Origin of the sequence: Burkholderia sp. S171 (assembly GCF_009766085.1) — a bacterium.
Classification (GTDB): Bacteria; Pseudomonadota; Gammaproteobacteria; order Burkholderiales; family Burkholderiaceae; genus Caballeronia.
The window spans coordinates 179,078-190,890 of record NZ_LMUF01000048.1; the positions used below are offsets into that span (position 1 = coordinate 179,078).

The window sequence follows — 11,813 nt, forward strand, 5'->3', positions numbered from 1 at the left end:
AGTTTAGTGGGCCATAAGGCTGAACATATATTTACGGCTTAATTTTTTTGATTGAATTGGCTGCGTGGGGTGCACGGTCGTTTTCATGGAATACGGCTCACGCATGCTTGCGGCCTCGTTGCTTGGTCGTGTAGTGGGTTGGCGAAGTGGTTCGTCATGCGTACTGATTTGGTGGTTGGTTCACGCGGATAGCGCGGGGTGAACCATGGGCGGGTTCAATCACTGGTGGCGAAGCGTGTCAGAACCTGAGTTCGGAGAAGGAGGGTTTCACACATCCGAGGCTCTGGCGAGCACCGTACTTTTGGGGCACCTATGAATAGAAACTGCACGCTGTGGACACTTAGGGTAGCGTGTTTTAAAAGCGCTTTCTTTGCTTCGTTTCTTTGTCGCTTTGGACAAAGAAATGACGTGCCGCCACGCATAGTGGCTAACAGTGATAGAGAGAAAATCTGACTCACGCAGACCGCTAACGCTGAAAGCAGCAACCTGGCACTGACTCCGACCACTAACCCCAGAACCTAGCACCCTGGCACTGACTCCGACCACTAACCCCAGAACCTAGCAACCCGGCACTGACTCCGACCACTAACCCCAGAACCTAGCACCCTGGCACTGACTCCGACCACTAACCCCAGAACCTGGCACCCCAACTCCGCCCACTAACCCCCAAAACCAAACCCCCAACATAACCACCGCCCAACCCCGAGTGCGAACGAAACCAAATTCACCATGCCGACATATCTGCTAGGCCTCGACAGTGGTTCAACCGCGACCAAGGCCGTCATCTTCGACACTACTGGCCACACCGTCGCCGTCGGCTCCCGGCGTGTAGAGCAACGGCAACCGCGCCCCCGTCACGTCGAACGCGACATGGAAGAAACTTGGGCCGCGGCAAGCGGCGCCATTCGCGATGCGCTCGAGCAGAGCCAACTGCCCGCCGATGCAATCGCAGCGGTCGGCGTAACCGGTCACGGCGATGGCCTATATCTGGTCGATCGCGCTGGCGCTCCGCTAGGCCCCGGGATGCTGTCGCTCGACAGCCGAGCCTTCGATGTCCGCGAGCAATGGCGCGAAGCCGGCGTGCTGCAACAGGCGCTGGAATTGACCGGGCAGCAGCCGTATCCCTACGCCGCTGTCAGCCTGCTCAAATGGATCCAGGTCAATGAACCCGAGCGGTACGCAAAGATTGGCCATGTACTCTTCTGCAAGGACTGGCTCCGTCTCTGTCTGACCGGCGTCCCGGCAACCGATCCGACCGAAGCCAGTTCATCCTTTACCAATGTCCGCACGCAGCAGTACAGTGCCGATGTTCTGGATCTATACGGCCTCGCGTCCATTGGCCACGCACTGCCGCAGATCGTGCCCTCCACGGCCATAGCAGGACATGTCACCGCACAAGCCGCCGCGCAAACCGGTCTGAAGGAGGGCACGCCGGTCGCGTGCACCTTGCACGATGTCACGTCCAGTGCCGTCGGCATGGGCAACACGGAGCCGGGTATCGTGTCGATCACGGCAGGAACCTTCAGCATCAACGAGATCCTGTCGGATCGTCCGCAACTGGATCCGCGCTGGTCGTGCCGCAACGGCACACGTCCGGGTCAATGGATGAACATGTCGATTTCACCGGCCTCGTCGAGCAACGTCGACTGGTTCCTGCGTGAATTTTTTGCGCACGAGGCGCAACAGGCTTCGCAACGCGGATGCTCGTTGTTCGACCTGATCGGAGACGAATTGCAAGCTGCATTCGCCGAGCCGAGTTCCGTCATGTTCCATCCGTTCCTGTTCGGTTCCCCCTTCGAGCAGCCCGCGAGCGCGTCGTTCTTCGGCATCCGCGGCTGGCATCGTCGCGCGCATCTGGCACGGGCGGTGCTCGAAGGCATGGTCTTCAATCACCGATACCATGTCGAAGCACTAACCAGCGTTCTTCCCGCGCGACGGGCGGGTCTCACGGGTGGAGGATCATCAAGTCCCATGCTTGCCCAGTTGTTTGCCGACACCCTCGGGATTCCTATCGATATTCCGGAAAATCAGGAGGCAAGTGCCCTTGGCGCAGCGCTCTGTGCTGGCGTGAGCGCAGGCGCGTTCGCATCGCTGGCGGAGGCGGCGTCGCATGCATGCCGTATTCAGCGGACGCACCAACCGGACCCGGAGCGTCACGCCCAGCTCACCGAGTCATACACCCTGTACATGCAACTCGTTTCAGGCATGAATCCATTGTGGCCGGCGCTCAATCGCGCAGCCACTGCGCATTGATCACGAGACAAGCGATGACCGAACGATCCCGCGAATTCTTCCTCGACCGGCTGACTCAGCAACGCCGTGTCAGCGTGCTAATTGTGGGTGGCGGGATTAATGGTGCAGGGCTATTCCGTGACCTCTCATTGCAACAGGTCGACTGCCTGCTGATCGATAAGGCTGACTTCGCCTCAGGCGCAAGCTCGGCACCGTCGAGGCTGATTCACGGCGGCCTGAAGTATCTTGAAACCGGTGAATTTGGCCTCGTCGCCGAATCCACGCTTGAACGCAATCTTTTGCTGAAAAACGCGCCGCACTTTGTGCTGCCGCTAGAGACCGTCCTGCCGATTCATTCGTACTTTGGCGGCATCGTGGCGTCTACGTTGCGATTTTTCGGTGTCAAGTCGAAGCTCGCTGACCGCGGTGCGATCATTTCAAAACTCGGTCTCACGATCTACGATTTTCTCGGCCGCCATCACCGGACGATGCCGCGCCATCACGTCGCGCTCAGGAAGCGTTCGCTTCAAAATCTGCCGCTGCTCGATCCCGCCATCAAGGCAACTGCTACGTATTTCGATGCACAAGTCACTCAGGCCGAGCGACTGAACTACGAACTGGTAGCCGATGGACTGGCCGCTTGCGAAGAAGCTGCGGCGGCAAACTACGTGACGGTTGATCACGTGGAAGGCGACACGGTCTGGCTGCGGGATCTCGTGTCAGAGCGGCTCTTTCCTGTCACACCCACCCTCATCGTCAACGCGGGTGGCGCGTGGATCGACACCGTGAACCATTCGCTTGGCATCACGCGAAAGTACATCGGTGGAGCGAAGGGCTCGCACCTGATCGTGACTCATCCCGCGCTCCATGCGCAACTACGGGGCCGCATGGTGTACTTCGGCTCGAAGGACGGTCGTATCTGTCTTGTGTATCCGTTCATGGATCGGCTTCTGGTCGGTTCAACCGATATCCGCGTGAGCGATCCCGACCAGGTTCGCTGTGAGGACAGCGAGGTCGACTATATGCTCGGCGTCCTGCGGGAAATCTTCCCTCGCCTGGAACTGGATGCATCGAACATCACGTTTCGCTATAGCGGCGTACGGCCGTTGCCTTATTCCGATGCCGCGAATCCGGGCGACGTCAGCCGCGATCATGTGGTGCACGTCGATCATCTGCCCAATACCGAGATTCCTGTGCTGTCGCTGGTCGGCGGCAAATGGACAACCTTCCGGGGATTTGCCGAATCCGTCGCCGACGATACGCTCAAGCGCCTCGGGCGTTCGCGTAGGATCAGCACTCGCGATGAAGCAATTGGGGGTGGCCATGATTTTCCAAGCACCACTGAGGATCGGGCTGCATGGATCAACGCGCTTGCCGCGCGTTGCGGTGTTCCGGTCGAACGGGCTGAGACCTTATTCTCGCGTTACGGCACGAGTGCATCCGCCATCGCAGCCTTCTGCTCGCTCATGCACGACGGGTCCCCTGACAGCCCGCTCGCGAGCGAGCCGAGTTACACCGTGCGAGAGATTCAGTACCTGTGTGAGCACGAAACCGTGACGCATCTTGCGGATCTGATTTTCCGCCGAACGACGATCGCGATCTCCGGTCAATTGACCGGTGCTTTACTGGATGAGACTGCGGCGATCGCGGGCCGCGCGTTGGGGTGGGACCCGATCCGCACGCGGCTGGAAATCGAATCGTCCCGTGACATCGCCCGGCAGCGCCACGGCATGGTGCTTCGCGATACTGAGCTTGCGCACTAAGCAAGCCGGATCGCTTGGACTATTCGATAGTAGAGTCGACACGAATCCCGGCGTCGCTGCCAGCTGCGGAGTCTCGCCGGGGGCGGCGAACCGCTCTTACCTTTCCACTATTTCCGCCGCCGCAGAAGAATTGCTCGCCGCCATCGGACTCGAGCCCCGACACACCCGCACCGGCGGGCATCTCGAGGCTCTCCAGGACCTCTCCCGTTTGCGAATCGATATGTCTGAGCTCGCTCGCGTCGTCTTCCCAGGTGCCGTGCCAGAGCTCGCCGTCAACCCAGGTCACACCGGTGACGAAGCGGTTGGATTCTATGGCGCGGATAATCGCCCCTGTTTCAGGATCGACTTGATGGATCTTCCGGCTCGGATACTGCCCCACCCAGAGCGACCCTTCTGCCCACGCGAGCCCCGAGTTAGCGCCGCCAGCGGGCGCGGGGATAGTCGCAAGAACCTGGCCGGTTGTCGGATCGATCTTCTGGATACGATCCCCGGCGATCTGAAACAGATGCGTACCGTCGAAGGCCGTTCCTGCATCGGCGGCGACATCAAGCGAGCGTAGCGGCGGGTCGCCGTTCGCCGGATCGAAGGCGTTCAGCTTGTCTCCTGATCCGAACCAGACATGTTGACCGTCATACGTGACGCCCGCCACGTTGTCGATACCCGGAAAGGGCCCATATTCACGGATGATTTCGGCCTCTGATCGTTTCATGGTGCCATCCTAATCATTGGGTAGTGGAGTGGGGAGTAACAAGCTCGTCGCGAATCCGGGCACGGGCGGAGTCATCCAGCGACGTGCCCGCCCGCGGCCGAACGACTGCACCTTACCTGCTGCCGCAAGCGAGTCGAGTGAGCGCTGCACGGTGCGCTGGCTGGCGCCAAGCACAAGTGCCAGAGCCGAGCTCGTCCACGACTCGCCATCGACGAGGAAGACAAGCACCGCCGCATGCTTGTCTTCAACCGGCTGCGCCAGTACAACGACCTCGCGTGCAGCACGCGGCACCAGCACAAACCCTCGCTTCGTCGCGCTCACGCCGGCCAGCGTGCCCAGCACCTTACGAAGCCGTCCCATTTCAACACGCAGGCGCGCGCGATACGATTCATCGGCGTGTTTTGCCCGGAACGCCCGCGCGACGAGCGTGTCCCTGGGCACGTCTTCGGGCCACGCTTCGCCCAGCGCGCGTGCGAGCGCGAACAACACCGGGCGGCGCGCGAGCGAGACCACGGCGCTTGCGTCGCGCACGAGCTGGCGGCATGCATCGACGACAAGCGCCTTTGACGCCAGCAATGCTTCAACGTCTTCGAGCAGGAGGAGTTTCTCCCCTCCACTCGAAATCAAGCGCGCGGCGGGCGTGTTCAGTATGAGCGCCGCGCTTTCGACTTCCGCGGTAAGCGCAGGAATACCCGCACGGTGCGCGGCGCGCTCGGCCCGGGCAAGCGCAGCGCGCGCAGTCTTCGTCTGGAAACGCCGCATGGCGATGCCGGCAACGACCAACTCGTGAGCGACCCTCAAGGCGAGCGGGAAGGGCGTGGGATCAAGCATGGCGAGCGCCCGCTCGGCGTCATCAAGAGAGCCGACCAGGAGGAGACGCCGGACGTCGAGATACCGCGCATGCGCGGCGTTTACGCGGTCGCCGTGCGCTTCCAATGTCACCCGCGCTGCGTCGAGTGTCTTCGCGGGCCAGCCCAGGTCTCTTGAGGCGAGCGCGATCTCGGCCTCGGCAACGACGCACCTCGCGCGGGCCACGGCCTCTTTCGGACCGAACGCGCGCGCTGCACGCCGCATGAGCGCCTTCGCCCGGACAAGATCGCCGAGTTGCGCCATCGCGATGCCTCGAAGCGCGAGCGCGGGCGCGTCGTCGCGCAAGGCGATCTGGTTCAGCGCGCCGAGAGGGTCACCCGTCGCGAGCGCACGTCCCGCGACCGCAATTAGTGGGTCCATGGTCTATTCGAATCCCGCCACACTTGTCACTCCCTCCGTTCGATGCCTCGTACTAATCTATCACCAACCCGCATGTCGGATCGGGAGTTGAACGAACGACGAAGAACACCTGACGGAGGGAAGGACGATGACAACACATGCAACCGGTACACGTGAAGAATGGTTGGCAGCGCGACTCGAACTGCTTGCGGCCGAGAAGGAATTCACCCGGCGCGGCGACGAGCTGGCGCGGCAACGTCAAGCACTGCCGTGGGTTCGCATCGACAAGGACTACCGGTTCGAAACCAACGAAGGCAGTGCCTCGCTGACAGACCTCTTTCAAGGGCGCTCCCAGCTCCTGGTCTATCACTTCATGTTCGGACCTGACTACACGGCGGGATGCCCGTCCTGCTCGTCGATCGCGGACGGGTTCAACGGCGTGGTGGTGCACCTTGCGAACCACGACGTGACGCTGTCGGCGGTGTCGCGGGCGCCGCTTGAGAAATTGCAGACGTATCAGCGTCGGATGGGGTGGAGCTTTCCCTGGGCGTCCTCGTTCGGCAGCGACTTCAACTTCGACTTCAACATCTCGCTCACGGAGCAGCAACAGCGCGAGGGGACGGTCGAATACAACTACGTTCGCGAGGCGCCGGTGGTCGACATACCCTCGCGTACGACACCCGACGGGGCCACTACGTTCGCGGCCATGTCCGGAACCGACACGGCAGCCTACGCCCGCGAGAGACCGGGCATCAGCGCGTTCGTGCTTGAGGACGGCGTTGTCTATCACACCTATTCCGCGTATTCGCGCGGCGTGGACGGCATCTGGGGCATGTACCAGTGGCTTGACCGCGCGCCCAAGGGGCGCAACGAGACAGGCGTCTGGTGGAAGCGTCACGACGAATACAGCAAGCGCTGAATCATGCCGTGGGTCTCGCTGGCGCAAAGGGGGGGGGAAGATGCCACAAAGCATGGTTTCCGAACGAGGTTCCCAGCGGGCCTTCCTCGGCGTCTCGGCGCTGCTCTTCGCTGCCAGCACCGCAGTGACGATCGTCGGATGCGCCTCTATGCAGGCGATGGGAGAGATGCCGATGCCTGGCGGCTGGACGATGTCAATGGCGTGGATGCGGATGTGCGGACAGACATGGCCCAATGCCGCGGCGTCGTTCATCGGCATGTGGGTCGCGATGATGGTGGCGATGATGCTGCCATCTCTCACGCCCATGCTGTGGCGCTACCGTCAGGCCGTCGACAGGACAGGCGAGACAGGACTGGATCGGTTGACCGCGCTGGTGGGCGCCGGGTACTTTTGCGTGTGGGCCGTGTGGGGAATGGCCGCGTTTGAGCTGGGCAGCGCGCTGGCAGTGCTGGAGATGCAGTTGCCCGCACTCGCGCGCGTTGTTCCGATCGCGTCCGGCGTGGTCGTCGTGATCGCTGGCGCGCTCCAGTTCACGGCGTGGAAAGCGCGTCACCTTGCCTGCTGTCGGGGTACGTCGGGGCACGGCCTGAAGCCACAAGCGTTGAAGGCGGACGCCGCCACGGCCTGGCGACATGGCCTGCGCCTGGGTCTTCACTGCAGCACCTGCTGCGCCGGCCTGACAGCGACCCTGCTCGTGATTGGCGTCATGGATCTGCGCGTGATGGTTGCCGTGACGGCAGCCATTACCGTCGAACGTCTCGCACCGGCCGGTGAGCGCGTGGCGAGAGTTATCGGCGTCGTAGTTGTTATAGCTGGAGTGGTCCTGATTGGGCGAGCAAAGGGGCTTGGATGAAGGATTGGAACCATCGCGAGAGAGAGGTACGTTCAAGGGAGATGGTTCACGAGACGCGTCGATGCTTCCGGTATCTACTTACAGCACCACGACAAGTTCAGTAAAGCTGATCATTTTCGCGTTACAAGCCTGCGCAAAATCTTCGTCATAACTTGAAAAGAAAACCGTCCGGTCTGCACCCAGCATCTTGAACAAATCAACCAGGACAGCACGCGCGGGGGCATCGAGGCCGGCGCCTGGTTCATCTGCTATAACGACCTTCACATCGCCCAGCGCAGCCGCCGTCAGGAAGATTTTCTTGCGCGTACCAAACGACATTTGCTCGAACCGTTTCTCCAGATGTGGCGTCAAGCCAAAGCGATCCGCCAAGTCGAGCGTTTTGCTGCCGACAGTTGTTTTCCTGTTCGACGCCATCAGTTCCAGATACGCGCGACCGGTCTGCAGCGAGTACGGCATGCAGTCGTCCGGCACGTACGCGAGTAAGGACTTTGCCTCGATCGGGACGCTGCGCAGTGAATGCCCGTCTATCCATATCTCGCCCTGGTCAGGTTCGATCTCACCGGCGAGGATACCGAGCAAGGTGGATTTGCCGCTGCCGGTTTCATCGTTCAACGCCACGCATCCAGTGCCGGCGGTATAACGCAGTCCCTGGAAGATGACGCGCTCATCGTAACGTTTAAGAAGGTGCTCGAATCGAAGCATGGGTCGCACTTAGTCGGAAGAAGAATCGCCGCGCGACCGTGGCGGATGCCGATTGGCATCGTGCCGGGCGGCACGGATCGTGCGGGGATGAACACCGCAAGTTTAGCAGCGCACGCTTGCGCACCTTGACGGACCACGAGCGCCATGGCGAACAGCACTGTTGGTAAGCCGACGACAATCTTGATTTTGGCGGATATCGGCTAGGGATTGGCGCATCCAATCGCACGTCTAGGCGCGTAGTTGCTCGGTGGCGGAACCGCAGTTCAAATGCGGTTCTTTTGGTCCTTTCATGCTGCGTCGATGCGTGCTACTCATCCTTGCCGAGTGAAGGTCGGTCAGGCCGGTGCTACCCGCGTACTCAATGCGCATTTCGAGCTACGGGACAGACTTCATGATAAGCAACCCGATGAGGACACTCCTCGCGGGCCTCTTTGTTGGTGCGCTGGTGATTGGCGCATCGGTAATGCGGTCAGGCGAGGACAAACTGGCGGGAGCGCGATCAGGTTCCCAGCGCGATAACGCTTCAATCTCCGGCGAACTGGACAATAGCCCGGTCGAAACCCCGAGATCCGAGCCGGCTTCCGCGAACGGTCATTCCGATGAGATCTCTCACATTCTTCAGGCGATTCGGGACAGCCTGAAACGCAATGACCTTGCCTCTGCCAAAGTGCTGTTGGGGGCGGTGCAAAAGCTTCACATGGATGACAGCGGCGCCCTGACACTCCAGAAGGAGTTGCAGGCGCGTGAGGAAAAAGCTGATCTTGTGCCTCCGGTTGCTCCGCCTGACAACCCGCGGAATACAGCAGCGCCGACCCGGTCTACACCGCGTTTGCCTGCGAGGGCCGGACGTTCGCATGAGAGCACATCCCCCGTTCGCGAGCATACGATCAGCACGTCGCGTCGCTTACGGATCACGGAAGCCGCGCAGATCGGGGCGCCATCGAACAGCGGTGTATATGCCGACGCAGCAAGCCCGGCCTTGGGCGTCAGAAGGACGGAATCGAGTTGGCGAGAGCTAGCACCCACCACGGCACCCACCATAGCCCGCACGCCGCCACGAACCGCGCTGACGCGCGCGAAACCGCCGACCGAACAAACGCTACCACCGGCCCAGCCTGTAGCGCCAAGGCCGCCGCCAGTGCAAATTGCTCAGGGTCCGAAGACACGTGCAGAGGTGCGCGCCGAGCTGGAGCGCGCCCGTGCGGACGGGTCGCTTCCACGTTATGGCAACCCCAATCCTTCCGGACCCGGTGGCGTGCCAAGCAGTATCAAGACGGAATTTGAAAGCAAATGAGCGAGCCGCGCGGCGATCCGTTCGCGGTGTTTTTACCTTCTGTTGACGCGCTCAGGCGATCTCTTAACGCGGCATTGACCGGTCCTTGCCTAGTCTTAAAGGACAAAGACTACAAATCCGTCAGGAGACAAATCATGGACCTGGTTTTCATCGGCGCGATCATCGCCTTCTGGGCGATTTCGTTCGGGATGGCGATTGGGTGCGACAAGCTGCGCCGCACGTCGCATCATCGTGAATAGTGTGCGTTTTGGAATTTTGTGATGGTGATTCGAGCAATGGCCGGCGCCATCGAGCGCTGGAAGTGGCTGAGCGGCGGGCGTTTGCGTTCATCCCGACCGGGGGCGATCTGGACAATACGGACTTAACAACATTGCCTATACCGCAGTGCACCGCTTCGTTTCCGTGTACATGTCGGCGAAGTGTTCTTGACGTGTCAACCAGCTTAGTTCTAGCGCACGTGTGCGCGGGAGGCTGCGGACGCGCCGCAAACCTCCCGCTTCCGTCTGCTTTTATCCGTCAACCTTCTCGGAGTCCGAAACGGCCGCTTTTTCAGCAGCCACTGCGTTCTCAGGAGCCACTGTGCTCTCAGGAGCCGTTGCGCTTTCAGCAACCGCCGCCTTTTCAGGCGCCGCTGCATTCGACGCGACTCTGGCCAGACGACCCTCTTCGAGCTTCGTCGCGCGGACGCCATCTTCAGGCGACACCCGTCCGCCTTCCTCGCCGGAGAGGTCAACCCGAATTGCGCCTTCAACCATCGACGTCCAGTAGCGGCTGCCACGGCACCAAATCTTGATCGCCGCGCGCAACTCCGTCTCAGTCAGCGCCAACTCCGTCGCGTGCGCCAGAAGATCTTCAAAAATTCCGATCTTCAACGGCACCTTGGGTGCTGGATTTTTCGGGAACGCTTTAGGAAACCGTTTTTGCAGCTTCCCGATGGTCAAGACCACGGGGTCCACGGGTTTCGACCTGACCGCCGCGACAGGCGCAGCAGGCCGGGGCGCCGGCCGAGGAGGACGCGATGGCCTGGCGACGGGCTTCGAGGCCTGCGTGGGGGCGGGCTTAGCGGTTGGCTTCGAGACTGGCTTGGAAGCATGCACGGGGGCAGGCTTATGCGCAGGCTTCGCCACGGGCTTTGATTGCGCGCGTTTCGCCTGTTTCTCTTTCTCGAATTGTTGTTTCAATACAGCGAGCTGTTCAAAGCCCATAGCACATGACCAGGCAAGTAAAACGTCAATTCTAGCAGCCTGCCGGGGCCTGCGTTCTGCAAGCCTCGGCGGCCGGGACAATCTTCACCCAATCGCGGCATCAACCGACGTCGGCAACTGCCCGAATACAGCCGCCAGACGCTGGCGAATTTCGGGGTGGACCGAGATGGTTTCTGCTCTCCACGGACGCTCTCAAAGCCCTCTCACGAGCTCGGAAGCGTCCAGTTCGCCACGCGAGCGGCCACCGCAAATTAGTGTATCGCTCAGAGCGAGATTTCGGTTCCAAGCCGAGCGAGGAACTGACCTAGCCATTGCGGATGAGCGGGCCACGCGGGGGCCGTCACGAAATTGCCGTCGGTGACCGCGCTGTCCACTTCAATGTCCGCATAGTCGGCGCCCGCCAACTGGACTTCCGGCGCGCAAGCGGGGTAGGCGGAAATCCGCTTGCCGCGAATGACATCGGCTGCCGCCAGCAATTGAGCGCCGTGACAGACTGCGGCGATCGGTTTTTCGGCCGCAGCGAACTGCCGTACGATTTCGATTACCCGCTTGTTCAACCGCAAGTATTCCGGCGCACGGCCACCCGCGATCATCAACGCGTCGTACTGGGTGACATCGACGTCATCGAAATTCGCATTCAGCGCGAACAGATGACCCGGCTTTTCAGTGTAGGTCTGGTCGCCCTCGAAGTCGTGAATCGCGGTCTTGATCTTGTCGCCGCTCTTCTTTCCGGGACACACGGCGTGCACCGTATGACCCACCATTTGCAGCGCCTGGAAAGGCACCATCGTTTCATAATCTTCCGCAAAATCGCCGGTCAGAAATAAGATCTTCTTGGCTGCCATCTTGTTCTCCTGTCAAAGAAAATCACGCGCGGACGCGGCCCGGTCGAACCGGCACCACTCGATTTATCTTAGCTTGTCTTCA

Annotated in this window: 11 protein-coding genes; 6 read left to right on the forward strand and 5 right to left on the reverse strand. The window is 61.0% G+C overall.

The window, feature by feature from the left end; translation table 11 throughout:
• Nucleotides 1-729 precede the first annotated feature (729 nt).
• A complete protein-coding gene (locus GSQ93_RS28190; RefSeq protein ID WP_158938933.1) occupies nt 730-2,253 on the forward strand; it encodes an FGGY-family carbohydrate kinase in 1,524 nt (507 codons plus the stop codon).
• Nucleotides 2,254-2,267: 14 nt separating this feature from the next.
• Nucleotides 2,268-3,995 carry a glycerol-3-phosphate dehydrogenase/oxidase gene (locus GSQ93_RS28195; RefSeq protein ID WP_158938934.1) on the forward strand — a complete coding sequence of 576 codons (1,728 nt, stop codon included), beginning with the start codon at nt 2,268-2,270 and terminating at the stop codon, nt 3,993-3,995.
• A gap of 19 nt (nt 3,996-4,014) precedes the next feature.
• Here the strand turns inward: GSQ93_RS28195 and GSQ93_RS28200 are convergent, their stop codons facing one another.
• Nucleotides 4,015-4,704: a PQQ-binding-like beta-propeller repeat protein gene (locus GSQ93_RS28200; protein WP_158938935.1), complete on the reverse strand. Its 690-nt coding sequence runs from the start codon at nt 4,702-4,704 to the stop codon at nt 4,015-4,017.
• A 9-nt stretch (nt 4,705-4,713) separates the two neighbouring features.
• A complete protein-coding gene (locus GSQ93_RS28205; protein WP_158938936.1) occupies nt 4,714-5,934 on the reverse strand; it encodes a helix-turn-helix domain-containing protein in 1,221 nt (406 codons plus the stop codon).
• A gap of 127 nt (nt 5,935-6,061) precedes the next feature.
• Here GSQ93_RS28205 and GSQ93_RS28210 point away from each other — a divergent pair, with 127 nt between their 5' ends.
• On the forward strand, nt 6,062-6,832 hold the full coding sequence (locus tag GSQ93_RS28210; RefSeq protein WP_158938937.1) for a thioredoxin family protein: 771 nt from the start codon (nt 6,062-6,064) through the stop codon (nt 6,830-6,832).
• Between the two features lie 52 nt (nt 6,833-6,884).
• Complete coding sequence (locus GSQ93_RS28215) at nt 6,885-7,685, forward strand: DUF2182 domain-containing protein (protein WP_254074099.1); 801 nt, start codon at nt 6,885-6,887, stop codon at nt 7,683-7,685.
• Nucleotides 7,686-7,763: 78 nt separating this feature from the next.
• On the opposite strand, the gene GSQ93_RS28220 is transcribed toward GSQ93_RS28215, so the two are convergent.
• Nucleotides 7,764-8,387 (reverse strand): ATP-binding cassette domain-containing protein, encoded by a 624-nt coding sequence (locus GSQ93_RS28220; protein WP_158938939.1) that lies wholly within the window; start codon nt 8,385-8,387, stop codon nt 7,764-7,766.
• Nucleotides 8,388-8,793: 406 nt separating this feature from the next.
• On the opposite strand from GSQ93_RS28220, the gene GSQ93_RS28225 reads away from it, so the two are divergent.
• Entirely contained in the window at nt 8,794-9,681 is an 888-nt protein-coding gene (locus GSQ93_RS28225) for a DUF4148 domain-containing protein (protein ID WP_158938940.1), read from the forward strand.
• The gene (locus GSQ93_RS28230) at nt 9,678-9,920 is read left to right on the forward strand and encodes a hypothetical protein (RefSeq protein WP_158938941.1); all 243 of its coding nucleotides are present in this window, start codon (nt 9,678-9,680) and stop codon (nt 9,918-9,920) included. Before GSQ93_RS28225 ends, GSQ93_RS28230 begins: the two co-directional genes overlap by 4 nt.
• A 270-nt stretch (nt 9,921-10,190) precedes the next feature.
• On the opposite strand, the gene GSQ93_RS38370 is transcribed toward GSQ93_RS28230, so the two are convergent.
• Both GSQ93_RS38370 and GSQ93_RS28240 read right to left on the reverse strand, forming a co-directional pair.
• Entirely contained in the window at nt 10,191-10,637 is a 447-nt protein-coding gene (locus GSQ93_RS38370; protein WP_254074100.1) for a ProQ/FinO family protein, read from the reverse strand.
• A 512-nt stretch (nt 10,638-11,149) separates the two neighbouring features.
• Nucleotides 11,150-11,731 (reverse strand): DJ-1/PfpI family protein, encoded by a 582-nt coding sequence (locus tag GSQ93_RS28240; protein ID WP_158938943.1) that lies wholly within the window; start codon nt 11,729-11,731, stop codon nt 11,150-11,152.
• Nucleotides 11,732-11,813: the final 82 nt, after the last annotated feature.

Bases quoted from the DNA above. Each gene is read 5' to 3' on its own strand.
- GSQ93_RS28190 (WP_158938933.1), top strand. From the start codon at position 730: ATGCCGACATATCTGCTAGGCCTCGACAGTGGTTCAACCGCGACCAAG.
- GSQ93_RS28195 (WP_158938934.1), top strand. From the start codon at position 2,268: ATGACCGAACGATCCCGCGAATTCTTCCTCGACCGGCTGACTCAGCAA.
- GSQ93_RS28200 (WP_158938935.1), bottom strand. From the start codon at position 4,704: ATGAAACGATCAGAGGCCGAAATCATCCGTGAATATGGGCCCTTTCCG.
- GSQ93_RS28205 (WP_158938936.1), bottom strand. From the start codon at position 5,934: ATGGACCCACTAATTGCGGTCGCGGGACGTGCGCTCGCGACGGGTGAC.
- GSQ93_RS28210 (WP_158938937.1), top strand. From the start codon at position 6,062: ATGACAACACATGCAACCGGTACACGTGAAGAATGGTTGGCAGCGCGA.
- GSQ93_RS28215 (WP_254074099.1), top strand. From the start codon at position 6,885: ATGGTTTCCGAACGAGGTTCCCAGCGGGCCTTCCTCGGCGTCTCGGCG.
- GSQ93_RS28220 (WP_158938939.1), bottom strand. From the start codon at position 8,387: ATGCTTCGATTCGAGCACCTTCTTAAACGTTACGATGAGCGCGTCATC.
- GSQ93_RS28225 (WP_158938940.1), top strand. From the start codon at position 8,794: ATGAGGACACTCCTCGCGGGCCTCTTTGTTGGTGCGCTGGTGATTGGC.
- GSQ93_RS28230 (WP_158938941.1), top strand. From the start codon at position 9,678: ATGAGCGAGCCGCGCGGCGATCCGTTCGCGGTGTTTTTACCTTCTGTT.
- GSQ93_RS28240 (WP_158938943.1), bottom strand. From the start codon at position 11,731: ATGGCAGCCAAGAAGATCTTATTTCTGACCGGCGATTTTGCGGAAGAT.